The sequence below is a fragment of the Nitrobacter sp. genome (genome assembly GCF_047149785.1).
GTDB lineage: Bacteria > Pseudomonadota > Alphaproteobacteria > Rhizobiales > Xanthobacteraceae > Nitrobacter.
The window spans coordinates 2,126,368-2,151,055 of the sequence record NZ_BAAGBE010000001.1; the positions used below are offsets into that span (position 1 = coordinate 2,126,368).

A 24,688-nucleotide genomic window follows, 5' to 3' on the forward strand; every position below is an offset into this window, starting at 1 on the left:
TGGCGCGCGCGTTATGGCACACCGGCTCCCGTCTCACCAGACGCGACCATACCGTCATGAACACCAAAAAAAGAGGCCCGCCGTCGCGGGCCTCTTTCGGTCGTCGTCGATCCGATCAGCTATGATGCCGATGGTGCCGATGATGATGATAATGATGATGATGATGACGGCTATAGTGATGGTGATGCCGATGCCGCCTGTAGCGAGGCGCCGCACGCATATCCGCCGGGCGTAGATCGACGTCGACGATGCCAGCCACGGCGCTGAGGCCGGTCTGGCCCTGCAAGCTCAGCGGCTGCAGCGAAATCGAATTTTCGGAGCCGCCGACCAGCAGGTTGGCGCCGACGCCGACGCCGACCGTTGCGTTGGCGCCCACCCCGCCGTAATGACCGGCCAGCGCGCCGCCGCCAAGCCGGTAGCTCGGCGCATTGACCACCCAGGCAAGCCCGGTCTGAGCCGTCACGCCGAGATCAAGGCCGAAGCGCTGGACGCGTGCGATATAGGGCTGGGGCGGCGCACCGGTGTTGCTGCGGAAGACGCACTGCAGCTCCGTCGTCGAGCCGACTACATAACCCACGTTCTGACCGCCCTCGCATTCGAGGATGCCGGCCTGAACCTGATGATGCTGGGCGTGGGCACCCGCGACCGACGCCACGAGCGTCACGGCGGCCACGGCGAGAAGTCTTGGGAAGTGCATGGAATGAATCTCCGGATGGGAATCTGGGAAGGCGCGTGAACATGATGGAACTGCCGTGTCCAAAACAAGGCAGTTGCCCCATCCCGGCATCAAAATGCCGGCAACGTTGCTAAAACTTCATGAACTCCGCAACACCATGGCAATGACGAAATAACCCGAAACACGACGTGCGGCAGCGGGCCGGTATCGCACGCCAACCGCTGGGGCCGTCTCTGCGAGGCCAGGACGGCGCACGGCGGTGACGACGGCTCAGCGCAGGCTGCCGCAGAAACGCTGGATGCGGTTGCAGGCATCCTCAAGGTCCGCAGTTCTGGTCGCATAGGAAATGCGGAACGCCGGCCCTAAGCCGAACGCCGACCCCTGCACCACCGCGACCCCTTCGGCCTCCAGCAGTTCGCTGACGAAATCCTCGTCGGTCTCGAGCTTCTTGCCCGAGGGCGTGGTCTTGCCGATGGTCCCGGCGCAGGACGGATAGACGTAGAACGCGCCCTCCGGCCGCGGGCAATCGATGCCCTTGGCCTGGTTCAGCATCGCCACCACGAGATCGCGGCGCTCCTTGAATACCTTGTTGTTCGCGCAGATGAACTCCTGCGGCCCGTTCAGAGCCTCGACCGCCGCCCATTGCGAAATTGACGACGGGTTCGAGGTCGATTGCGACTGGATCGTCGCCATCGCCTTGATGAGCTGCGCGGGGCCGCCGGCATAGCCGATGCGCCAGCCGGTCATGCAGTAGGCTTTCGACACCCCGTTCACCGTCAACGTGCGGTCGAACAGTTTCGGCTCGACCTGCGCCGGCGTGGTGAATTCGAAGTCGTCATAGACCAGATGCTCGTACATGTCGTCGGTCATGACCCAGACCTGCGGGTGCCTCACCAGCACGTCGGTCAGGGCTTTCAGCTCAGTGCGCGTATAGGCCGCGCCGGTCGGGTTCGACGGCGAGTTGAGGATGATCCACTTCGTCTTCGGCGTGATCGCCCGCTCCAGCGCGTCGGCCTGCAGCTTGAAACCGAACTCCGCCGTGCAGACCACAGGCACGGATTCACCGCCCGCCAGCGCCACCATCTCGGGATAGCTGACCCAGTACGGCGCGGGAATGATCACCTCGTCGCCGGGATTGATCGTCGCCATCAGCGCGTTGTAGAGAACCTGCTTGCCGCCGGTGCCGACGATGATCTGGTTCGGCTTGTAGGTCAGGCCGTTCTCGCGCTCGAATTTGGCTGATATCGCTTCCTTCAACTCGGGGATGCCATCGACCGCCGTATACTTGGTCTTGCCGGCCTCGATCGCATGGACCGCCGCCAGCTTGATATTGGCCGGCGTATCGAAATCCGGCTCGCCCGCGCCGAGGCCGATGACGTTCCGCCCCTCCGCCTTGAGCCGACGCGCTTTATCCGTGACCGCGATGGTCGCGGACGGCTTCACACGATCGAGCGCAGCAGAGAGAAAAGGCATCATCGTCTCCATACCGGCGCCATGATCCAGCGACGCCACGAATTGTCACAAATCTTCATGATGAGATCGATGCACACTAAAACGCGTTCCGTTGCACCGCAAGAAGATTGGCTATAACTTTTTGGCCTCTTCCGCTTCAGGAAACATTAAAGCGCCGCGGCTAGTGTGCAGACATCGCATGTCCTAGCGTTCCCTGCAGCGTTGCGAAATATTCGCAAATTTAAACAGCGAAATGACTTATTTCTGGGAATCTCGCTTTACAGACAACCTTCGGACCGGTGCGTGGCTGACGGTCGAGCGCGTCCGCGGCTACAGCATTATGCTGCTAGGTTTCTACGTCGTCGCAGCGGTGGTATGGGTCGCGCTGTCCCATGGCCTGATCGACCTCAAGGGTAAACCGCTCGGCACCGACTTCTCCAGCTTTTACGCTGCCGGGTCGCTCGCACTCGAAGGGCGCGCGGTCGAGGTCTACGACATGGCCGCGCATTACGCGCGCGAGCAGCAGATCTTTGGCGCCGGCGTACCCTATTATGCCTGGTTCTATCCGCCGTTCTTTCTTCTGCTCGCAGCGCCGCTGGCGCTGATGCCCTATCCGCTCGCGCTCGCGGTGTGGCAGGCAGCGACATTCGCCTTTTATCTCGGCGTGATCGGCGCGATCCTCCGGCCCCTGCGGCAGGCGCGCGGCGACCCGGCCGCCATCTGGATCTTTCCCGCGCTCGCCTTTCCGGCCATTTTCATCAATGTCGGCCACGGTCAGAACGGCCTGCTCACCGCCGGCTTGTTCGGCGCGGCATTGCTCACCTTGCCGACACGGCCGCTGCTCTCCGGCCTGCTGTTCGGCTGTCTCGCCTACAAGCCGCAATTCGCGCTGGTGATTCCGGTCGCGCTGATCGTATCCGGCCATTGGCGAACCGTTGCCGCGGCGACGCTCGCGGTGATCGTGCTTGCGTTGATCGCTTCGCTCGCATTCGGCACCGATGTGTGGTTCGCCTTTCTCGCATCGACCGATGTATCGCGCCGGCTATTGCTGGAACAAGGCAGCGTCGGGTTCGAGAAACTGCAGAGCGTGTTCGCCGCGATACGGATGTGGGGCGGCGGCTTATCTCTCGCCTATATCGCCCAGGGCCTGACATCGGCCGCAACGATCTGCGGCGTCGCATGGATCTGGCGCGGCCGTTACGACGACAATCTCAAGGCCGCGATCCTGATCGTCGCCGCTCTTCTGGCTTCGCCGCACACGCTCGACTACGACCTGACGATCCTCGCGCCGGCGTTCGCATTCATGACAACTCTCGGGTTCGCCGGCGGCTTCCGGGATTTCGAGATCAATGTGCTGGCGGCGGCATGGGCGTTGCCGCTGCTTGCCCGCACCGTTGCCGGTGCGACGGGCGTACCGCTCGGCGCGATCGCGCTGCTTGCGCTCTATGCGCTCATGCTCCGTCGCGCCTGGCGCGACCGCCAGGATTGGCGCTCCGGAACCGCAAACTCATGCGTATGTGATATCGATCCGCGCGGCTTGCCGACATGATTTTCTCCTGAAACGCGTGGCGGCGGCAGCTATCGGGCTTTTCGCATGTGTTGAACGATCAGACCGTTCCGGACCCTTGCGGTGCGCCGCCGGCGGCATCATTGTTTACCCGCATTGTTTACCCATGCAGCAACACCCGCTTCTTCGGCCCGAACGGATCCAGCCATTCTCCGCATGTACAAGCTCTATTCGATGCAACGCTCGGGAAACAGCTACAAGGTTCGCCTGGCGCTGGCCTTCCTTGGCGTGCCCTATCAGGCCGTCGAGGTCGATATCCTGCGCGGAGAAAGCCGCACGCCGGATTTTCTCGCGAAAAACCCGAGCGGACAGGTGCCGTTGCTGGAGGTGGAGGATGGGCGTTATCTCGCGGAGTCCAACGCCATCCTGTGGTACGTCGCGGTGGGAACCGCGCTGGCACCGGACTCCCCGATCGAGCGCGCCGAAGCGCTGCAATGGATGTTCTTCGAACAGCACGCGCTGGAGCCCAATATCGGCGCGGCCTATTTCTGGCTCTCGCTGGTCAAAGGCGGCCGCGATCTGCAAACCCACGCGCTGGACGACTGGATGGAGCGCGGCTATGCGGCGCTTCAGGTCATGGAGAATCACCTCAAGACCCACGACTTCTTCGCCGCCGGCCAGCTCACCATCGCCGACATCGCGCTTTATGCCTACACCCATGTCGCCGACAGATGCGACTTCGACCTCATGACGTTCCCTTCGATCCGGGCCTGGCTGCGGCGGGTTGAACGACAGCCCGGCTTCGCGCGCATGGACCAGATTGCGGCTCCTTCAGGCAATGCCGCGACCGGCATCGCCGCCGGCATCTGATCCGCGCGAGCGAGGCGTCGATGAAGTCCCTTCGGTCATGCCATAGGATGGACCGCGAGAAACGCGGGCAGTGCCGGGCGCGCCTTGCTTTGGACATCTTTGAATCGCGACCGCCCCAATCCTGCCCGCGCTCGATGAAAGACTGTTGCGTTGCGGGTGATTCGCCCTCTCTTGAGGATTGACGAACAATGCGATCGCAGAGCACGAGCGGAGGATTCGGGGAACGCGTCACGCGCGTCGCATCCACGCGCCTGACCAATGCGGTTGCCGCCTCGCTGGCGGTCGCGGCCGCCGCTATCTGCCTCTCGCTGGCGTTCGCGATCATTCCGGTTTTGCGAGTAGCCGCATCGTGATCTTTTGACGCTCACCTGCGTTTGTCGTCGTGACCATCCGCTCGACGACAGGACGATTCGATGAAAGCATTCAATACGTGGATCACGGCCGTCCTGGGCGCGGCCATCGTGCTGACCGCCCCCTTCGTGATCGCCGCCGGCGCGCGCGGCGAAAGCACGACATTCAAATCGTCGGCCGGGCCACTCAGCGTCAAGACCGTCGCCAGCGGCCTGGTCCACCCCTGGAGCCTCGCCTTCCTGCCGGACGGGCGGATGCTGGTGAGCGAACGTCCGGGCCGCATCCGCATCGTCACTCCCGACGGCGTATTGTCGCCGCCCCTGAAGGGCGTGCCGAAGCCCTATATCGGCGGACAGGCGGGCCTGCTCGACGTCGCGCTCGACCGCGACTTTCCGAGCAATCGCACGCTCTATTTCTGTTACTCCGCCGACAGCGGCGGCAACGCCGCGGTCGCGCGGGCGCGGCTGAATAAGGATGCCACCGCGCTCGATGAGGTGAAGGTGATCTTCACGCAGGTCGGTCCCGGCGGCCAGGCCAATCATGGTTGCCGTATCGCCCAAGGCCCGCGCGACGGCGATCTTTACGTCACGCTCGGCGATCATTTCGGTCCGCGCAACGAGGCGCAGAACCTTCGCGTCGACAACGGCAAGCTCGTCCGCATCGCGCCCGACGGCTCGGTGCCGCCGGACAATCCGTTCGTCGGCCGCGACGGCGCGCGTCCGGAAATCTGGAGCTACGGCCACCGCAACGGACAAGGCCTCGCGTTCAATCCGGCGACCGGCGATCTCTGGGAGATCGAGCACGGCCCGCGCGGCGGCGACGAGGTCAACATCATCGGCAAAGGCAAGAACTATGGCTGGCCGGTGATCGGCTACGGCATCGATTACAACGGCGCGAAGATCCACGAGAGCACCTCGAAGCCCGGCATGGAGCAGCCGATCAAATACTGGGTGCCGTCGATCGCCCCTTCCGGCATGGCGTTCTATACCGGAACGCTGTTCCCGGCATGGCAAGGCAGCCTCTTCACCGGCGCGCTGGCCGGCAGGATGCTGGTGCGGCTCTCGCTCAAGGGCAATGCCGTCACCGGCGAGGAGCGGCTCCTGCAAAATCTCAACGAGCGCATCCGCGACGTCAGGCAGGGCCCCGATGGCGCGTTGTGGCTTTTGACCGATAATGCGGCCGGGCGCATCCTACGGGTCTCGCCGGCCGGGAAGTAAATCGCGCGATCGAACCGCGCCGCGCGTCACGGACTCCTGAGCGCCGCGACCAGCGCGAGACCGAACAACGCGACGACGCCGGCGATGAATCCGAACGCGAACGCCCAAAAGCGGCCGCGGCGCGGCTTCTCCTGTCCGTCCTCCGTGCCTTTCTCCCGCGACCTCTCTTGCTCGGGCAGCGGCGTCGCCGCCATCGCGCGCTCACGCTCGATCATGCGGCGGGCGACATAATCGGTGACGGCATTGACGACGACGGCCGCGTCATGGGATTCCGCGAGCACAACCCGGCCATGGCGGGTATCCTGGACGAAACGGTACATGCGCTTGTCGCGGCCCATGAGAACATGCGCCACCACGTCGATCCACAGCCGCGGCGTGTCTCCCTGGCTGATCCCCCGATCGAACAGATCGACCTGATCGGGGATCTGCGCGAACAGAGGATCGAGCGCTTCGTTCAGGATCTCAAGCCGCGCCACTTCCGCATCGCGCAGGTCGACGACGACGCCGGTGCGGTCGGCAGCCTCGATCCGCGCCTGGCGCAGGGCATCGCGCAGCCGCACCGGCTTCGCAGGTTCCGCCCCGCCTGCTCCCATGCCTCGTGCGTTCGACATCGTAACCTTCAGTTCGCGCCGTTAACCTGCCGGTAACCACGTAACTTAGCAGCATCCGTTTTCCGAGCAAACGCAGTTTAGTTCCAGGGGCTTATAATGGACGTCCCGCGCTCCGGAAGCGGCGACAAATCCTTTCCCTGAACAACAAACGGCCCCGCCCGGTCTCCCGGTCAGGGCCGTCCGTTTCCCTGGACGTTTCTTTTGGGCGATGCGTCAGCCCGCCATGCGGTTCGGCTCCTCCACGATGGAGAAGCGCACGCCGGCGCGGTGACGATTTTCCTCGGACACCACCCGCCAGGCATCCTCGGCTTCCTTCCGCGTCTTGAACGGGCCCTGCACCTGCGCCGAGCCTTCCACGAGCTTGTGGAAGTTCATCGAACCGAACTCGCCGCCAATCACCCAGAAATTGCTGCCGGTCATGAGAGCCTCCTTCTTCTATTCAGCCGCCTGAGCCCTGATCTGCGAACCCTGCGACTTGAATTGCGCGGCCTCTGTCGAGTCGTGAAGCGCTGTCGTCGACGACTGGCCGCCGGTGATCGTGGTCGAGACCAGGTCGAAGTAGCCGGTGCCGACCTCGCGCTGATGGCGGGTCGCCGAATAGCCGAACTGCTCCGAGGCGAACTCGGCCTGCTGCAGGCGGGAGTATGCCGCCATGCCCTCGGCCTTGTAGCCCCGCGCCAGCTCGAACATGCCGTGGTTGAGCGAGTGGAAACCCGCCAGCGTGACAAACTGGAACTTGTAGCCCATCGCGGCGATCTCCTTCTGGAACTGCGCGATGGTGTCCTTGTCCAGATTGGCTTCCCAGTTGAACGAGGGCGAACAGTTGTAGGCCAGCAGCTTGTTCGGATAGACCTTTTTTACAGCTTCGGCGAACTTGCGCGCGCCGTCGAGGTCGGGCTTGGACGTCTCCCACCACAGAAGATCGGCGTACTTCGCAAACGACAGCCCGCGCTTGATGCAGTGATCGAGACCGCTGCCGGGCCTGAGGCGATAGAAGCCTTCCGCCGTGCGCTCGCCGGTGATGAACTCGTGGTCGCGCTCGTCGATATCCGAGGTGATGAGCTTGGCGCTCTCGGCGTCGGTGCGCGCCAGCACGAAAGTCGGCACGCCGCAGACGTCGGCGGCGAGCCGCGCGGCGATCAGGTTGCGCTCATGCGCGGCGGTCGGGATCAGCACCTTGCCGCCCATGTGGCCGCACTTCTTTTCCGATGCGAGCTGGTCCTCGAAGTGGACACCGGCCGCGCCCGCCTCGATATAGGCCTTCATGATCTCGAACGCGTTGAGCGGTCCGCCGAAGCCGGCTTCCGCATCAGCCACGATGGGCACGAACCAGTCGATCTTCGCGCCGCCTTCGGCGTGCTCGATCTGGTCGGCGCGCTGGAAGGTGCGGTTGATGCGGCGGCAAAGCTCCGGCCCTGCATTGGCCGGATAGAGGCTCTGGTCCGGATACATCGCGCCCGCGGTATTGGCGTCGGCGGCGACCTGCCAGCCGGAGAGATAGATCGCGGGCAGGCCGGCGCGCGCCTGCTGCATCGCCTGGTTGCCGGTGACGGCGCCGAGCGAATTCACATAGGGCATCTCCTGGAGTTGCCTCCACAGCCGGTTCGCGCCTCTTTCGGCGAGCGTGTACTTGATCTCCACCGAGCCGCGCAGCCGCTCGACCTCCTCGGGAGTGTAAGGACGGCTGATTCCCTCGAAACGGCCCTTCGGGGCGGGGACGAGCTGCTCAAACGTCTTGGACATAGGTATCTCCAGTCCACATTCATGACATTGCGTTGCAAAATGTTGCTCTAGTTAAACGCCAAACAAATCAATTCGTATAGATATCTTGATTTCAAATGATGATGTCATGTAACATAAACACATGTCGTTCTTGTTATTTTGTAAAATTTGTAAAAATAACGAGCCGGGGCGGCGACACTCCACGCGCCCGCAAATTGATGGGGCGAACCCAAGGCAACCGCGATAGGGCAACCCCGCAATCCGTTGCGGCAAAATCGGGGCAGCGGGGAAAGCGGGCCTGACGGCGGCCGCGAGCAGGCTCGGGCGGCGATCGAACGGTCGGGGGCAAGACGTGCCGGATCGCGCCGGCAGGGAAGCGAGAGGCAAACCATGGCAACGGACTCCCAGGCCAAGAAACTCGACAAGAAACTTTTCGTGGGCCCACGTTTCCGGCGCATCCGCCAGCAGCTCGGGCTGTCACAGACCCAGATCGCGGAGGGACTCGGCATCTCGCCGAGCTACGTCAACCTGATCGAGCGCAACCAGCGTCCGGTCACCGCGCAGATCCTGCTCCGGCTCGCGGAAAGCTACGACCTCGACCTGCGCGACCTCGCCACCGCCGACGAGGATCGCTTCTTCGCCGAGCTGAACGAGGTGTTTTCCGATCCGCTGTTTCGCCGGATCGACATTCCGAAACAGGAGCTGCGCGATCTCGCCGAGCTGTGCCCCGGCGTGACCCATGCACTGCAACGCCTCTACGCCGCCTACACCGAGGCACGACGCGGGGAAACCATGGCCGCGGCTCAGTTCGCCGACCGCGACGAGGGCGCGCGCTTCGAGGCCAACCCGATCGAGCGGGTGCGCGACCTGATCGAGGCCAACCGGAATTATTTTCCCGAACCGGAGCAGGCGGCGGAAACCCTGCGCGACGAGATCAACGTCCCCGCGCAGGAGCTTTTCGCGGCGCTGAGCGCGCGGCTGCGGGAAAAGCATTCGATCCAGACCCGCATCATGCCGGTGGACGTCATGCGCGAAACGCTGCGCCGCTTCGACCGCCATCGCCGCCAGCTTCTTCATTCGTTATGGGCAGGTTTCAGAACTTGGCGATGGCTGGACCGCCACTCCACCTTCGATACGCCATCGCCGGGCAAGTGCAATTCGCAGAGGAAATCGCCGCAGATCGCTCGCCGCCCAAGCGCAGGCGCAGCCGCTGATCGCAATCCTGGGATGACGCCACCAAGGCTACCGATTATCTGATGCCCACGGATCCTTCGACAACGCCGACGTCGCCGACGTGGTGATGCTGGCGACGAGGCCGGGAACTGTGACGCGGCGGCGCTCCAAGGTTAGCGACGGCTGCACTTCGGCGCGCTCCGGAATGCGCGAACTATTTCGTCCCGGGAAGGAGCCGCGACGGCGATCCAACGGCCCTGCCGTATCAGCCAGGCGTTTCATTATCGGCGTCTGCGCGGCGCCGGCAATATCCGGACTGCTCGACGGCAGACGCGTTCGCTACGACCTCAAGGAGTTGCGCGACGTTCCCGCCATCTATTGGAGCGTCCCCGATCGAAGCGATCAGTGGTCGATCGCGGCGACCAACGACGCTTTGGTTTTCCGCATCCATGCCGATGTCACTCGCCCTCATCGAGGCCATTGCCGGGCGAGACAAGGCCGCCGAGTCGGCCGCGAAAATGGCCTTCCCCGGTGGGATGCGAGCCACGACAGCCGCCTTCCGCGCCACGCGGCCGTTCGCGCGGCGTGCCGTTGGAACCGCGAGCAACGGCATCGAACTCATGCGTTGACGTGGTGTCGCTGGCGCTGGTCGCGGATGCCTGGTCGCGGACCTATCGTCTCCAAGCGCCGCCGACCTCCGTCCGGCATCGTTCCTCGTCCCGGATCGGATTACGAAATGGATCGGAGCCCGGCGATCACCGATCATTATCGGCGTCCGCCGGCTATCGTCCTGGCTCAGGTGCTTAACGCCATCCACCCCTACGGACGAAGGACTGCGACCGATCGCCATGCAGCGATTGAGGATGCCGGCGAGGGTTCGGTCATCAGCCAGTGTTCCGTCTCTATAAAGTCCACGCGGCCAGGTCAGGCCATTGCCGGACGCTGGCATTTCGGTGGGATCGACGCAGCTTCACGCGGTTCGCATTGACGGCGATCTTCAACACCATCGGGGATGGAACCGCGAGCAACTGGGCATTTCCACCGGCGCAGTCGCGCGCTGGTCGCATTCGGTTTGGGACCTATCGCTCGCATGCGAAATCCGCCACGCGGCGAAGCTCCCGGATCGGATTACGACGGCATGGCATCGGGCATGGACCTCGACAACGCCGAAGGCACGCCGATCGGCGTCAACTGCCGGCTGTGCGAGCGCGAGAACTGCGCCCAGCGCGCCGAGCCGCCGATCACGCGCACGCTGATCCTCGACGAGAACACCCGCCGCGTGACGAGCTTCGCGTTTTCAAACGCGCGCGACGTGTGAGCACGCATCGCGGATGCCGCGTGAGTTCACCTGTAGAGTTGAAGCTCGGGCCGGGGATCGGGGATGAAGCCATCCCTGTTGGGCATCTGCACTTTTGGCAGGCTTTTCGCGTCCATGATCTCGGTCGGTTTGATGATCCTGGCTTCCGACAGGATGTAGGCGACCAGCGCATACACCTCGTCGTCCTTGAGCGAGCCGGGCGCATTGAACGGCATCGCGCGCTTGATGTAATCGAACAGCGTCGTTGCGTACGGCCAGTAGCTTTCGACGGTCTTCACCGGCGTCTTGCTTGCGAGCGTGCCCTGGCCGCCGATCAGACGATCACCGCCTATGCCCTTGGCCGGATTGCCTTGCAGCTTGTCGCCATGACAGGCGGCGCAGGTATCGGCAAAAATGGCCGCGCCCGCTTTTGCCGTGCCGCTGCCAGCGGGAAGTCCCGCGCCCGAAGGCGGGATCGCGAAGTATTTGGCGATCTCATCCGCCGTCGCGACCCGGCCGACATTGAAGTGATCGACAATCGATTGAGCGCTCGCGCCGCCGGAGAACAGGCAGACGCCAGTCGCGAAAGCGAGGCACTTCCTACGCATGGACATTGCTCACATCTCCCGCCTCGCTGACGGCCCAGCTCTGGATCGCGTTGAGGTGATAGATCGAACCGAACGGCCCGTTGTCACCGCGGATCGCGATGAGTTGCTTGAGGGTGGGCTGGACATAACCGGTCTCGTCGATGCAGCGGCTCTGCAGCACCGCAGCCTTGCCGTCCCACGTCCACGGGAAGCTGAAGCGCACCGTGCACATCGGCTCGGGAAGCGATTCAAGCCGCGCCGGGTACCAGGTCTTTCCGGAATCGAGCGAGACATCGACGGACTGGACCCGCCCGCGCCCCGTCCATGCTAGGCCCGTGATGTTGTAGAATCCCGGACCCGGCAGTTTCATGTCGCCGGACGGGAACGTGATGACCGACTTCGCCTCCATGTCGAGCGTGAAGATGCGCGCCTTACCGTCTCCGAGAAGATCGGTATACTTCGAGGTCTCCTCGCGCGTCATGAACGGCTTGTCGCTGACCTGCAGCCTCCGCAGCCATTTGATGTGGGTGTTTCCCTCATAGCCGGGAAGCAGAAGCCGCAGGGGGTAGCCCTGTTCGGGGCGGATCGCTTCACCGTTTTGTCCGTAGACGATGAGGGCATCCTTCAGCATTTTCTCCATCGGAATGCTGCGCGTCATGACCGCGGCGTCGGCGCCTTCCGCCAGCACCCAGGCTGCGCCCTCCTTCAATCCGGTCTCGCGCGCGAACGTCGCGAACTGAACGCCGGTCCATTCGGACGTGCTGAGCAGCCCGTGCGTTCCCTGCACGGTCTTCATGGTCGGCTTGTTCCACTCCGTCAGACCGTTGCCGGAACACTCGATGAAATGCTTGCGAGTCACGGAGGGCAACCGCTTGATATCGGCCATCGAGAACGTCATCGGCCGATCCACCATACCGTGGATCAACAGGTTATGCTTTGCCGGATCAATCGTCGGGATTCCGCCGTGATGACGTTCGAAGTGAAGCCCTGATGGCGTGATGTTGCCGAGTCCCTTGGCGAGCGGAGTCAAACTCCAGGAGGTGTTCTCGTTGGGTGTCGGATAACGCACGCGAACTTCGGTCTCGAATTGAGACCTCGTTCCATAGCCTCCATCGGCGGCAACCGCCCGTCCTTGCACTTTGGTCGGATCATCAGGCACATCGTAAAGAACCGCACCGGGGGGTGCCTTCGGCGATTCCGCGCGAGCGATCGAAGTTGCACCCGCTGCGCCGACGAGCGATCCCGCTGCAAACAAAAAGCCGCGCCGGCTTGAGATCATGCGACGCGGAAACATTCCGTCCTTGCAGTCGCAGTCTTCCTGGAGACGCTCGGCGATATGGCGTTGTTCGGCCATAACCATCTGCTCGGCCATGTGGCGAGCCTGGTCATCGTAGACGACCTTTTCACCGCTTTTCAAGTTGCTCTCCCTAAGAGATCTTACGACCGGTCGAGACCCGCACTACGCCTGGTGAAGCCTCAACTTGACGCTCAACTCGAAGTTCCCGTGGCAAAAACGCGCACAACAGCGCAGCCTATCTGCCGGTGGTCATGCTTGTAAAATGACATGCCGGTGATGGCGGACTTGATGTCGGTGAGCCGGCGGATTCACGGTGCAGTGTCTTGTCGCGTTCTCTCGTCCACAGATGCACAACTGCATATCGGGGAATGACGAAAAAGTGCGCACGTCCATTCGCGCAAATTCCATTATGCTTGACCCGGCGATCCATCCAAACAAGAGTTACGTTGATTCTTTTTCAGATAGCCAGCTAGGCGAAGACTTGCTTCGCGCTTTTGTTCGGCCATGACGCACAGGGATTCCCGATGCTCCTTCGCCTTTTGCTGCCCGCCGCCGTCTCTGCGTTGCTCGCCACGATCGCCCTCGCCTCCCCCGCGCTCGCCCAGCACGGCGCGTCGTGCCACAACGGCATGAGCTTTCCGCAATTCCTGGCGAGCCTCGAACAGGACGCGCAAAAGGCGGGCGTGTCGCAGCGCGCGATCAGAGCAGCCGAGCCCTACATGGTCTACGATCAGAGCATCGTGAACCGCGACCGCGGTCAGCGCGTGTTCGGGCAACTGTTCACGCAATTCGCCGGCCGCATGGCCTCGGAGGCGCGGCGGGTGCGCGGCCGGCAGCTCATCAGACAACACGCGCAGGCCTTTGCGCGCGCCGAGAAGGAGTACGGCGTGCCGGCGGCCGTCATCACCGCGTTCTGGGCGCTGGAGAGCGACTTCGGCGCGATCCAGGGCAAGCTGCCGACGCTGCGCTCGCTGGTGTCTCTGGCCTACGACTGCCGCCGTGCCGAGATGTTCCATGACGAGACCATCGCCGCGCTGAAGATCATCGACCGCGGCGATCTCACGCCGTCCGAAATGATCGGCTCGTGGGCTGGCGAACTCGGGCAGACCCAGTTCCTGCCACGGCATTATTACGACTACGCCGTGGACTACGACGGCGACGGCCGGCGCGATCTGATCCATAGCGCCGCCGACGTGATCGGCTCGACCGCGAACTACATCGCGACGGGACTGAAATGGAAGCGCGGCGAACCATGGTTGCAGGAGGTGCGCGTTTCCGCAAATCTCCCATGGGATCAGGCCGATCTCACCATCAAGCATCCACGCAGCCAGTGGGCGGCCTGGGGCGTCGTCTTCGCCGACGGCAAGCCGTTGCCGAACGACAACCTACCGGCCTCGCTGCTGCTGCCGATGGGACGCAACGGCCCGGCGTTTCTGGCTTACGACAATTTCAACGCCTATACCGAATGGAACAACTCGCTGATCTATTCCACCACCGCCGCCTATCTCGCCACGCGCATCGCAGGCGCTGCGCCGATGCGAAAGCCAGCGGGAAATGTGGCGCAACTCCCCTTCGCGCAGATCAGGCAATTGCAGCAGTTGCTGGTCAAGGCGGGTTACGATGTCGGCAAGGTGGACGGCGTGCTCGGCCAGCAGACCCGCAGCGCGGTCAAGGCAATGCAGCTCAAATACGGCCTGCCGGCGGATTCCTGGCCGACCGCCGAACTGCTGGCGCGAATGCGCGGTCACGTTGCGCCCGCAAGCGGCGCGCCCGAAGCGGCGGCGGAGCCACGTCCGGCCCAGCCGCATCGTTGAGACGCTGTTTTCCTGTCGTGCCGAGCCCATGACGCACCGGGAAATTCGCCGGCGCAATTCAGGCGCGCTTCCGTTTTGAAAGACGCGCCCTATATGCCTGAAGCAAACGTCGCCCCAAACACAAAGAGCAGCTCATGTCATTTTACGATTCCGCCGCACCGGCCTTCCTGCAAACGCTCGGCGCCCTCTCCGACATCCTCAGGAAAGCTGAAACCCATGCGAGCGCGCGAAAGATCGCGCCCGAAGCCCTGCTGACCGCGCGGCTTTATCCGGACATGCTGCCGTTGACCCGCCAGATCCAGATCGCCTGCGATTTCGCCGTAAAAACCTGCGCGCGGCTATCCGGTTCGGAGGTGCCGAGCACGCCCGACACGGAGAAAACATTTGACGATCTCCAGCAGCGCCTCGCCAAGGCAACGGATTACGTGAAAGGTGCGACGCCGGCCAAGTTCGACGGCGCGGAAGCACGCGATGTCACCTTTCCCGCGGGTCCGGACAAGACGATGACGCTGAAGGGCCAGCAATATCTCACCCATTTCGCGTTGCCGAACTTCTACTTCCACGCGACGACCGCTTACGACATCCTGCGCCACAACGGCATCGAGATCGGCAAGCGGGATTTCATGGGCGTGAAGTAGGGCTCGGTCGAGCTGAGCAGCTCCCCGTTATTTGTGCGGTATCACGGACGAAGGCCGGGTCGTCCTGTCTTCGTCCGTTGCGCGGCAAGCCAGTCGTCGAGCGCCGCGATCTCCGCCGCCGACGTCCGCAAGCCCAGCTTGGAGCGCCGCCAGAGGATGTCCTCCGCAGTGCAGGCCCATTCGTAAGAGATCAGATAGCGGACCTCGCTCTCCGTCAGCGTCGCGCCGAAGTCACGCCCGAGATCGGCCATGGATTTCGCCGGGCCCAGCACCTTGGCCGCGCGGGTGCCGTAGGCGTGGGCAAGACGGTTCGCATGCACCGGCGTCAGGAAGGGATAGCTGCGCACCAACTCCGCCGCGAGCGCCGCGACTGCCGACACCTCCATGTCGCCGCCGGGCAGAGACGCCTTCGCGGTCCAGCCCTCGCGCGCTTTCGCGCCCTTCAGATAGGACGAGAGCTTTTCCAGCGCCTCCTCGGCGAGCCGGCGATGGGTGGTGATCTTGCCGCCGTAGACCGAGAGCAGCGGAACGCCGCCGGGCGTATCGAGTTCGAAGGCATATTCGCGGGTGGCGGCCTTGGCTTCGCTCGCGCCGTCGTCGTACAGCGGCCGCACGCCGGAATAGGCCCAGACCACGTCCCGCGGCGTCACCGGCTTCGCCAGATATTCGCTGACGGAGGCGCAGAGATAGGCGATCTCCTCGTCCGAAGCCTTCACCCTGGCGGGATCGCCCTCGTAATCGCGGTCGGTGGTGCCGATCAGGGTGAAGTCGTCCTGATAGGGAATCGCAAACACGATCCGGCCGTCGCCGTTCTGAAAGATGTAGGCGCGGTCGTTGTCGTAGAGTTTCCTGACCACGATGTGCGACCCCTGCACCAGCCGCACGCGGGCGCGCGTGTTCACGCCCGCGCCCAACGTCAGCACCCGTTCGACCCAGGGGCCACCCGCGTTGACCAGCACCCGCGCAGCGACGGCGCTGCGTTCGCCGCTCAACGTATCCTCGACCGTGAGGTGCCAGAGGCCGTCGGCCTGCCGGGTTTCGACCGCGCGCGTCCGGGTCCGGATATCGGCTCCGCGATCGGCCGCGTCGCGCGCGGTGATGACGACGAGGCGGGCGTCGTCGACGAAGCAGTCGGAATATTCGAACCCCTTGCGGTAGCGGCCGGGAGCCAGCGGCTTGCCGACCTCGTCGCGCGCGAGATCGACCGTGCGCGTCGGCGGCAGCAGCTTCCGTCCACCGATGTGATCGTAAAGGAACAGGCCGAGCCTGAGCATCCATGCCGGTCGCAAGCCCGCGTGATGCGGCAGCACGAAGCGCAGCGGGCGGATAATGTGCGGCGCAATCCGCCACAGGATTTCGCGCTCGATCAGCGCCTCGCGAACCAGATGGAATTCGTAATATTCGAGGTAGCGCAGCCCGCCATGCACGAGCTTGGTGGACATGGACGACGTGCCGCTGGCAAGATCGTTCATCTCGCACAGGAAAACCGAATTGCCGCGTCCCGCCGCATCGCGCGCGATGCCGCACCCGTTGACGCCGCCTCCGATGATAGCGAGGTCGAAAACCCGGCCCACCGACGCGGCCCTTACGTTTTTTGAAAAATATGAGGGCCAGTCACTGCAGCAGCACACCCCGGAAAATCCCAAAGGGAATCTCTCCCAAAGGGAATCCCATGGTGCTGGCGTTATGTGACGGGGTCAACGCCGTATTTGCGCGGGGCGGGACCTCGGCGCTAGAATTTAAGCCTCGGCAAAGCGCGGCGGAGCGATTTCACCAAACGGGGGTATGCGGCTTTCGGAGATAATGCGCGCTTTTTCGCGGCACGCTCCGCATCGCGCGCGCTACGGAACAACTTGCCTTCCAGGGAGCTGAACCGCGGCGAGGCAGAAAAGAACCGGAACCCGGCGCGATCGCGCACCACGATTCCAGCCGATTCCGAACCAACTTCGATAATGTAGGTGTTCGACATGTCCCACTCGCATTTTCCCGGTCGCAAGGGCGCGCCGATAACGGGCAACGGGAGGAAACGTTCCCTGTCGTTATAGGGGATATGGACATGGTTTAGACAATCGCAACCTTGAATTCATCCAGATTCGGTGGCGCGCCGTCATACCGACTCCGACCCGGCCTGGCGTAAGCGCACGAATAACCGACGGCGAATTTCAAGCCGACGCCGGCTCCGCGGGGATCGGACGGTTGGCCTGCGGAACTTCTTGGGGGCGGCCCTGATCGTCGATCGCGACGTAGGTGAACTTGCCGTCGGTGACGAGGATGAACTGCATCTCCTTGCGTCGCATCACCCATGCTTCCAGATGCACCGTGATGGAGGTCCGGCCAACGCGGACGAGCGTGGCGTGAACGGACACGAGATCGCCGACAAACACCGGCTTGCGGAAATTCATGGCGTCGATCGCGACCGTCACGGTGCGCGACTTCGCGAGCTTGGACGCGAAGATGCCACCGCCGATGTCCATCTGGCTGAGCAGCCAGCCGCCAAAAATATCGCCGTTCTGGTTGGTGTCCGCGGGCATCGCCAGCGTGCGCGTGCAGAGTTCGCCAAGCGGCGCGGTTTCAGCGATCAGCGGGGCATGAACGGCTGTTGCGTCGGTCATGTGAGCGTCCATCTTCGGTCTGTCGGGGCTATATCACGCGTGACTTCACTTGAACGTATCCCAGCCGGCGTCCGGCGCAAAGCGAACGCCGAATTTCTGCGCAAGCTCGCGCAGGTTGGCGGCGACATTCTCCGGGCCGCGGGTGCGCGCATAATTCAGCGGCCCGCCGCGGAACGGCGCATAGCCGGTGCCGAAGATCATCGCGCCGTCGACCAGATCGGGATCATCGACGATGCCTTCGCGCAAACACGCGACGCAAACATTCGACATCGGCAGCACAAGGCGATCGATCATTTCCGGCGTGATCTGCGACTTGCTCGCGGTGCCCTTGTCGGCCTTGCCGTCGCGCCATGTGTAAAAACCCTGACCGGTCTTGCGGCCGAGTTCGCCCTTCGCAACCTTGTCGCGCAGCCAGTCCGGCGGCTGTGGAAGAGCTTCACCGAACTTCGAGCGCAGTTCGTCGCCGACGGCGAGGCAGATGTCCAGCCCGACCTGGTCGGCGAGTTCGATCGGCCCCATCGGCATGCCGAATTGTTCCGCCGCGGCATCGATCACGGTCTTGTCGATCTTCTCGTCGAGCATGACCATGGCTTCGAGCATGTACGGCGTCAGCGCGCGGTTGACGAGGAAGCCGGACGAACTCTGCACCGGGAGCGGCAGCCGGTCGATGGCGCCCACGAACGCCATTGCCTCTTTCAACACCTGCGGGTCGGCGGCATCATGGCTGACCACCTCGACCAGTTGCAGCCGCGACACCGGATTGAAGAAGTGCAGGCCGACCAGCCGTTCGGGATGCTGAAGCGAGGTGCGCAGCTCCTGCAGCGGAATGCTCGAGGTGTTGGTGGCGAGGATCGCGCCCGGCTTCATCCTCGGCTCGATGCCGGCATAGACCTTCTGCTTCAGGTCGAGCTTTTCCGGCACCGCCTCGATGATGAGATCGGCGTTGCGCACGCCCTCGCCCTCGAGGTCGGGCATCAGGCGGTCGAGCGCGTCGCGGATGTCGGTGCGCTTGCGCGTGATCTTGCCGTAGAGGACCGCGGCGCGCTTGATCGCGCCGGCGATCGGCTCCGGCTTCATGTCGGCGAGCGTCACGCGGATGTCCTGATGCGCGCACCAGGCGGCGATATCGCCGCCCATGGCGCCCGCGCCGATGACATGCAGATGCTTGACGACGTTGCCGCCTCCGGCGAGTTTTTTCATCTGCTCGCGCAGGAAGAACACCCGGATCAGGTTCTGCGCCGTCGACGTCACCATCAGCTCGGCGAAGGAGCGCTTTTCAGCCGCAAGCATCGCGCTTTTGCTGCCGCCATGCCTCTCCCAGAGATCGATCAGCGCATAGGGAGCCGGATAGTGCTCTTGCGATGCGGCCTTCTCCGTTTCCTTGCGCATCCGCGAGGCCAGAAAGCCGCGAACGGGGCCGAGGTTCAGCAACCCATTGAGCGCAGCAGACCGGGCGCGCTTCAGCCGGCCGGCCACCGCGTCCCTCACCGCGCCCCGGACGTGGCGCTCCTGCGTCACAGCATCGACAAGCCCCAGCGATTTCGCCTTTCGCGCATCGATGGTCTTGCCGGTCAGCATCAGCGTCATCGCCTGCATCGGATTGACCAGCCGGGTAAACCGCGCGGTGCCGCCGAGACCGGGATGCAGGCCGAGCATCACTTCCGGAAAGCCGAACCGCGCATTATCGATCGCGATCCGCGTCCGGCACGCCAGCGCCACCTCGAGCCCGCCGCCGAGGCAGAAGCCGTGGATCACGGCGACGGTCGGAATCTTCAGCGCCTCCAGCCGGTCGATGATGCCGTGGGCGCGGCCGATCGTGGTTTCCACCTCGGCCGGATCGGCGGCGCCGCGGAATTCGTTGACGTCGGCGCCGGCGATGAAGCCGGAGGTCTTGGCCGAGCGGATCACGATGCCGGCGGGCGGATGGCTTTCCAGCGCGCTCACGATCGCGCCGAACTCCTCCATCACGTCCGAGGACAGCGTATTGGCGCTGGAATCGGCGCGGTCGAACAGCACCCACGCCACGCCGTCGGCGTCGCGCGCCAGCTTGAAGTTGCGATAAGGACCGCTCGCATCGGGTTTCGGTCCAAGCTCCAGCACGCGATCCTTGAGAACGTCCAGTACTTTCGAATCCATGACGCCCTCTCAGCAGCAACTAGCGTGTCGGTCACCTCTCCCGTGGGGAGAGGTCGGATCGCATCGCCAGATGCGATTTGGGTGAGGGGTTACATCCTCAACCAGCGCACGGTCCCCCCTCACCCCAACCCTCTCCCCGGCGGGGAGAGGGAGTCGGGCAGCATCCGGGGCATGTTTTGCAGTCAATAGTGTGCTTCCTCGCATCATCACACCATCTCGATCAGCATGGCGCCGCCCTGCCCGCCGCCGATGCATTCGGTGGCGACGCCGCGCCTTGTGCCGAGCCGCTTCATGGCGTTGACGAGATGCAGCACGATGCGGTTGCCCGATGTGCCGACGGGATGCCCGAGGCTTACCGCGCCGCCATCGACGTTGAGCCTGGCGCGGTCGATCGTACCGGCCGCGCCGTCGAGACCGAGCACGTCGCGGCAGAATGTCTCGTCCTCCCATGCGGCGAGGCAGCCGAGCACCTGGGTGGCGAACGCTTCGTTGAGCTCCCAGGTCTCGATGTCGTGGAGCGAGAGCTTGTTGCGCTTCAACAGTTCGGTCGACGAGAGCACCGGGCCGATCCCCATGATCGAGGGATCGAGCGCCGCCCACTGGCTGTCGACGATCATCGCCTTCGGCTTGAGGCCGTGTTTGATGACGGCATCTTCCGAGGCGAGAATGGTCCAGCAGGCGCCGTCGGTGATCTGCGACGAATTGCCGGCGGTGACCTGGCCCCACGGCCGCTCGAACACCGGCTTCAATTTCGCCAGCGTCTCCATCGAGGAGTCCGGACGGACGCCGTCGTCGTGATCGTAGAATTTTCCGTCGCGCGCGAACGCGGTCTCCAATTCGCCTTTGAGCCAGCCTTCGGCCTGCGCCTTCGCAAGCCGCTTGTGGCTTTCGACCGCGTAGGCGTCGGACTGTTCGCGGGTAATGCCGAAGAGATAGCCGACCACCTCGGCGGTCTGGCCCATGTTGAGTTCGGTGATCGGATCGGTCAGCCCGCGCTCGAGCCCGATGACCGGCTTGAAATCGGGCGGCCGCGCTTTCGCGATCGCCTTGATTTTCGCAACGATGCCCTTGGCGCCGGCGACGCCCGCGAACCAGCGCACGCCCTGCTGCGGCCACACCAGCGGCGCATGGCTCAGCGCCTCCGCGCCCCCCGTCAGGATCAGGTTGGCGTTACCGTCGCGGATATAGCGATAGCCGGTATCCATCGACTGCATGCCCGAGCCGCAGTTGATCTGCACCGTGAACGCCACCATCGCCTCGCCCAATCCGAGCCGCAGCGCGGCGACGCGGGCGGGGTTCATCTCGTCGGCGATGACGTTGACGCAGCCGAGAATGACCTGATCGAACGCGTCGGGCGCGAACGGCTGACGCGCCAGCAATGGCCGTCCGCATTGCACCGCCAGATCGACCGGCGTGAACGGCCCCGGGCCGCCGCGCGCTTTGAGAAAAGGGGTTCGGCTACCGTCGATGATATAGACCGGACGCGCCATCAGCCTGCCGCCCTCGTTTCATTCCGATCCTGCACGACCTGCACGCTAACGGACTTCTTGAAGGGCGACAGTGCTTCCGGCGCAAAATCGTCGACCTCGATGACGCGAAGCACCGCCTCGTGCGCAGCCTTGTATTGTTCGGCCTCGACCTGAGTGATGACGCCCTGCTTGATCGCCGCATCCGCATCGTGCAGACGTGCCGCGTGCATTCGTTTGAATACGTCCTCCGCAGCGGTCACCAGCAGAAACGCCTTTTCAAGCCGCGCCACGCCATTGTCGTCATCGACATGCGAAAGACCCGGCGTCAGGCGGTCACGCGCGACGGAGGGCTCCAGCACCAGTTGCGCGCAGGCATGCACGACCTTGTCGCTCGGGCCCCGCGCCCGCGCGCCCATCGGCTGGATCATGAATTTGAGCATGATCGCGACGGCGCGGTTCGGCAGGTTGGCCAGGATGTCCGCAAACCGCCGCTCGATGGTGCGGAAACCGGTCGCCATGCACCATTCGACCAACGGGAGATCGGCCTCCTGCCGGCCCTCGTCGTGCCAGCGCTTGAGCACGGCCGACAGCAGATACAGTTCGGAAAGAATGTCGCCGTAACGCGCCGACAGCATCTCCTTGCGCTTCAGCTTGCCGCCGAGCGTCAGCAGCGCCATGTCCGCGCACAACGCGAAGGCCGACGCATAGCGCGAGAGCTGGCGGTAGAAGTCCCTCACCGGACCCGCATCCTCCGGCGCGGGCGCGAACGCCCCAAAGCTCCAGCTCCGGCCCCAGGCGCGGAACAGCGTGGTGATGCTGTGGACGACGTGAACCCAGAACGCCTTGTCGAAGGTATCGAGGCCCCTTGCTCTGTTTGTATCGCTGAGCCCATTCATCTCCTGCAACAGGTAGGGATGCGCGCGGATCGCGCCCTGCCCGAAGATGATGAGGTTGCGCGTCAGGATGTTGGCGCCTTCCACCGTGATCGAGACCGGCACCCCGCGATAGAGATTGCCGAGATAGTTCTGCGGTCCGTCGATCACGGCCTTGCCGCCGTGGATGTCCATGGCGTCGTCGATCACGGTGCGCAGACGCTCGGTCGCATGCAGCTTCATGATGCCGGATATGACGGCGGGATGGTGACCCTCGTTGAGGGCTGCGCAGGTCAACCGCCGCGCCGCGTCGATCAGATAGGCGGTGGCGGCGATGCGCGCCAGCGGCTCCTCGATGCCCTCGAACTTGCCGATCGGAATGCCGAACTGCTCGCGGACGCGGGCATAGGCGCCGGTGGTGCGCGCCGCGAAGGCCGCGCCCGCCGCCGACAACGACGGCAGCGAGATGCCGCGCCCGGCCGCCAGCGCCGTCATCAGCATCTTCCAGCCCTGACCCAGGCGCTCCTTTCCGCCGATGACATGGTCGAGCGGAATGAAAACGTCCCTGCCCCAGTTCGGGCCGTTCTGAAATACCTGCATCGCCGGCAGATGGCGACGGCCGATCGATACCCCCGGCAGATCGGTCGGAATCAGCGCCACGGTGATGCCGAGGTCCTCCTGCGAGCCGACCAGATGATCCGGATCGTAGGCCTTGAAGGCGAGGCCGAGCAGCGTCGCCACCGGACCGAGCGTGATGTAGCGCTTGTGCCAGTTGAGGCGGAGCCCGATCACCTCGCGGCCCTCGAACGTGCCCTTGCAGATGATGCCGGTGTCGGTCATCGACGCGGCATCGGAGCCGGCTTCCGGACTGGTCAGGCCGAAGCACGGAACGTCGCGGCCGTCGGCAAGGCGCGGCAACCATTTTTCCTGCTGGTCCCTGGTGCCGAACCGCATCAGCAATTCGCCGGGGCCGAGCGAATTCGGCACCATCACCGTGACCGCGGCGGTCAGCGAACGCGACGAGATCTTGCGCACCACTTCCGAATGCGCATAAGGCGAGAAGCCGAGCCCGCCATACTCGGTCGGGATGATCATGCCGAAGAATTTTTTCTGCTTGATGAAATTCCAGACATCCGGCGGCAGATCGCGCCATTTCCAATTGATCTTCCAGTCGTCGAGCATCGCGCAGAGTTCGTCCACCGGACCGTTGAGGAACGCCTCTTCCTCCGCCGTCAAACTCGCGGGCGAGGTCGCCAGCAGTTTCGCCCAGTCGGGATTGCCGGTGAACAGGTCGGCGTCCCACCAGACGTCGCCGGCCTCCAGCGCCTCGCGCTCGGTATCCGACATTGACGGCAGCACGCGGCGCGCCCAGGAGAAGATCAGCTTGGAGATCACGTCACGGCGAAAACTCATCGCAATGTCCTCTTGTTACTCGGCGTGCCCGGTCCCGGTGGGATCGCTGCAGGCAACGATCTTATACTCTTAAAGACAAATATTCTTACTAAAGGGAAAAGCGAGTTTCATTTCATGTTTCATAATTGAAAATTAAGCGAAATTGCGGGCTGGCCGGGCTTCCAAGGCAAGATAGCGCAAGAGTTCCGGAATTGCGATTTGCGAAAAAGTGACTGCGCCGCGGCAAAAATGCGGGGCGCGAGCGGCCGCGCGAAGGAGCAGCCCAAAACCGCGTTGAATCGACGATGGTTTGCAGTTTGTCGGGGTCATCGGGCGACACGCGCCGCGAACGGTACGCCCCTGCGGGATCAAGGCTTCCGCACTATTTTTCGCCGCGTGGCGCCAGACCCGCAAGCACGAAATCGATCATCTGGTCGAGTGTCGGCCCCGGCTTGTCGACGCATTGCGCGATCATCTGCGGGTGGAAGAAACGCATCATCGCCGTGCACGTGCACAGCGCCGCCAGCCGCACGTCCGGCGCCTCGAACTCGCCGCGCGCCACGCCCTGAGCGATCACCTCGCCGATGGTCGCGGCGATATCCTCCATATGCGCCTTGCAAACCTCCCAGTCCTCCTCCATGGCGATGGCGACCATCTCGTGCAGCTTGGCGTCGCCGACATAGCGCTCGCTGTTCATCTGGTGGATCGTGGACAGGAGTTCACGCAGGCGCCGCGCAGCCGGACCGGGCATGGTCGCTATGGCTTGCGCCGCGTCCTCGACCTCGCCCATCAGCCGCCGCGCCACGCCCTGGTGAATTGCCTTTTTCGAATCGAAGAAGCGATAGACGTTGGCCGGCGACATCCGCAGCACTTTTGCGATATCGGCGACGGTCGTCTTCTGATAGCCGATCTCGCGGAACAGCCGCTCCGCCACCACCAGAATCCGGTGGCGCGTATCAGCCTCGGCGTTGTCTGTAACCATGGTCATGAGAGAG

21 protein-coding genes and 2 pseudogenes are annotated in these 24,688 nt (G+C 63.8%); 9 read left to right on the top strand and 14 right to left on the bottom strand.

Features of this window, described 5'->3' with window-relative positions; genetic code table 11:
- Positions 1-115: 115 nt before the first annotated feature.
- A complete protein-coding gene (locus ACMDCM_RS09795) occupies positions 116-697 on the bottom strand; it encodes a DUF992 domain-containing protein (RefSeq protein WP_412773388.1) in 582 nt (193 codons plus the stop codon).
- Positions 698-946: 249 nt separating this feature from the next.
- Complete coding sequence (locus ACMDCM_RS09800) at positions 947-2,149, bottom strand: pyridoxal phosphate-dependent aminotransferase (RefSeq protein WP_412773389.1); 1,203 nt, start codon at positions 2,147-2,149, stop codon at positions 947-949.
- Positions 2,150-2,381: 232 nt separating this feature from the next.
- Here ACMDCM_RS09800 and ACMDCM_RS09805 point away from each other — a divergent pair, with 232 nt between their 5' ends.
- The 4 genes from ACMDCM_RS09805 (at position 2,382) to ACMDCM_RS09820 (ending at position 6,073) form a co-directional block, all read left to right on the top strand.
- Positions 2,382-3,677 (top strand): glycosyltransferase family 87 protein, encoded by a 1,296-nt coding sequence (locus tag ACMDCM_RS09805; RefSeq protein WP_412773390.1) that lies wholly within the window; start codon positions 2,382-2,384, stop codon positions 3,675-3,677.
- Positions 3,678-3,851: 174 nt separating this feature from the next.
- A complete protein-coding gene (locus ACMDCM_RS09810; RefSeq protein WP_412773391.1) occupies positions 3,852-4,505 on the top strand; it encodes a glutathione S-transferase family protein in 654 nt (217 codons plus the stop codon).
- Between the two features lie 188 nt (positions 4,506-4,693).
- Positions 4,694-4,858, top strand: a complete 165-nt coding sequence (locus tag ACMDCM_RS09815) for a hypothetical protein (RefSeq protein WP_412773392.1) — start codon at positions 4,694-4,696, stop codon at positions 4,856-4,858.
- Positions 4,859-4,918: 60 nt separating this feature from the next.
- Entirely contained in the window at positions 4,919-6,073 is a 1,155-nt protein-coding gene (locus ACMDCM_RS09820; RefSeq protein ID WP_412773393.1) for a PQQ-dependent sugar dehydrogenase, read from the top strand.
- Between the two features lie 26 nt (positions 6,074-6,099).
- On the opposite strand, the gene ACMDCM_RS09825 is transcribed toward ACMDCM_RS09820, so the two are convergent.
- The 3 genes from ACMDCM_RS09825 to aceA form a co-directional block, all read right to left on the bottom strand.
- Positions 6,100-6,684 carry a hypothetical protein gene (locus tag ACMDCM_RS09825; RefSeq protein ID WP_412773394.1) on the bottom strand — a complete coding sequence of 195 codons (585 nt, stop codon included), beginning with the start codon at positions 6,682-6,684 and terminating at the stop codon, positions 6,100-6,102.
- Between the two features lie 213 nt (positions 6,685-6,897).
- On the bottom strand, positions 6,898-7,104 hold the full coding sequence (locus tag ACMDCM_RS09830) for a DUF4170 domain-containing protein (RefSeq protein WP_292617362.1): 207 nt from the start codon (positions 7,102-7,104) through the stop codon (positions 6,898-6,900).
- Positions 7,105-7,119: 15 nt separating this feature from the next.
- Positions 7,120-8,427, bottom strand: coding sequence for an isocitrate lyase (gene aceA / locus ACMDCM_RS09835; protein WP_412773395.1), 1,308 nt, complete (start codon positions 8,425-8,427; stop codon positions 7,120-7,122).
- Between the two features lie 369 nt (positions 8,428-8,796).
- Here aceA and ACMDCM_RS09840 point away from each other — a divergent pair.
- The 3 genes and pseudogenes from ACMDCM_RS09840 to ACMDCM_RS09850 form a co-directional block, all read left to right on the top strand.
- Positions 8,797-9,486: pseudogene (locus ACMDCM_RS09840) on the top strand (helix-turn-helix domain-containing protein); the annotation flags it as partial.
- Positions 9,487-10,034: 548 nt separating this feature from the next.
- Entirely contained in the window at positions 10,035-10,208 is a 174-nt protein-coding gene (locus tag ACMDCM_RS09845; protein ID WP_412773396.1) for a hypothetical protein, read from the top strand.
- 450 nt (positions 10,209-10,658) lie between these two features.
- Positions 10,659-10,897, top strand: a pseudogene (locus ACMDCM_RS09850) (short-chain fatty acyl-CoA regulator family protein); the annotation flags it as partial.
- A gap of 26 nt (positions 10,898-10,923) precedes the next feature.
- Here ACMDCM_RS09850 and ACMDCM_RS09855 read toward each other — a convergent pair.
- Positions 10,924-11,490 (bottom strand): c-type cytochrome, encoded by a 567-nt coding sequence (locus tag ACMDCM_RS09855; protein ID WP_412773397.1) that lies wholly within the window; start codon positions 11,488-11,490, stop codon positions 10,924-10,926.
- Positions 11,477-12,757, bottom strand: a complete 1,281-nt coding sequence (soxC, locus tag ACMDCM_RS09860) for a sulfite dehydrogenase (RefSeq protein ID WP_412774720.1) — start codon at positions 12,755-12,757, stop codon at positions 11,477-11,479. The genes ACMDCM_RS09855 and soxC overlap by 14 nt, the downstream gene beginning before the upstream one ends.
- 527 nt (positions 12,758-13,284) lie before the next feature.
- Here soxC and ACMDCM_RS09865 point away from each other — a divergent pair.
- Both ACMDCM_RS09865 and ACMDCM_RS09870 read left to right on the top strand, forming a co-directional pair.
- On the top strand, positions 13,285-14,574 hold the full coding sequence (locus ACMDCM_RS09865; RefSeq protein WP_412773398.1) for a lytic murein transglycosylase: 1,290 nt from the start codon (positions 13,285-13,287) through the stop codon (positions 14,572-14,574).
- A 134-nt stretch (positions 14,575-14,708) separates the two neighbouring features.
- On the top strand, positions 14,709-15,212 hold the full coding sequence (locus ACMDCM_RS09870) for a DUF1993 domain-containing protein (RefSeq protein ID WP_412773399.1): 504 nt from the start codon (positions 14,709-14,711) through the stop codon (positions 15,210-15,212).
- Between the two features lie 41 nt (positions 15,213-15,253).
- On the opposite strand, the gene glpD is transcribed toward ACMDCM_RS09870, so the two are convergent.
- The 7 genes from glpD to ACMDCM_RS09905 all read right to left on the bottom strand — a co-directional run bounded on the left by glpD (position 15,254) and on the right by ACMDCM_RS09905 (position 24,681).
- Positions 15,254-16,786 (bottom strand): glycerol-3-phosphate dehydrogenase, encoded by a 1,533-nt coding sequence (gene glpD, locus ACMDCM_RS09875; protein ID WP_412773400.1) that lies wholly within the window; start codon positions 16,784-16,786, stop codon positions 15,254-15,256.
- Positions 16,787-16,944: 158 nt separating this feature from the next.
- Positions 16,945-17,181, bottom strand: coding sequence for a hypothetical protein (locus ACMDCM_RS09880; RefSeq protein WP_412773401.1), 237 nt, complete (start codon positions 17,179-17,181; stop codon positions 16,945-16,947).
- Between the two features lie 193 nt (positions 17,182-17,374).
- Complete coding sequence (locus tag ACMDCM_RS09885) at positions 17,375-17,824, bottom strand: acyl-CoA thioesterase (protein WP_412773402.1); 450 nt, start codon at positions 17,822-17,824, stop codon at positions 17,375-17,377.
- A gap of 45 nt (positions 17,825-17,869) precedes the next feature.
- Entirely contained in the window at positions 17,870-19,960 is a 2,091-nt protein-coding gene (locus ACMDCM_RS09890; RefSeq protein ID WP_412773403.1) for a 3-hydroxyacyl-CoA dehydrogenase NAD-binding domain-containing protein, read from the bottom strand.
- Positions 19,961-20,166: 206 nt separating this feature from the next.
- The gene (locus ACMDCM_RS09895) at positions 20,167-21,450 is read right to left on the bottom strand and encodes an acetyl-CoA C-acetyltransferase (protein ID WP_412773404.1); all 1,284 of its coding nucleotides are present in this window, start codon (positions 21,448-21,450) and stop codon (positions 20,167-20,169) included.
- Positions 21,450-23,714 carry an acyl-CoA dehydrogenase gene (locus tag ACMDCM_RS09900; RefSeq protein WP_412773405.1) on the bottom strand — a complete coding sequence of 755 codons (2,265 nt, stop codon included), beginning with the start codon at positions 23,712-23,714 and terminating at the stop codon, positions 21,450-21,452. Before ACMDCM_RS09900 ends, ACMDCM_RS09895 begins: the two co-directional genes overlap by 1 nt.
- Before the next feature lie 361 nt (positions 23,715-24,075).
- Entirely contained in the window at positions 24,076-24,681 is a 606-nt protein-coding gene (locus tag ACMDCM_RS09905; RefSeq protein ID WP_412773406.1) for a TetR/AcrR family transcriptional regulator, read from the bottom strand.
- Positions 24,682-24,688: the final 7 nt, after the last annotated feature.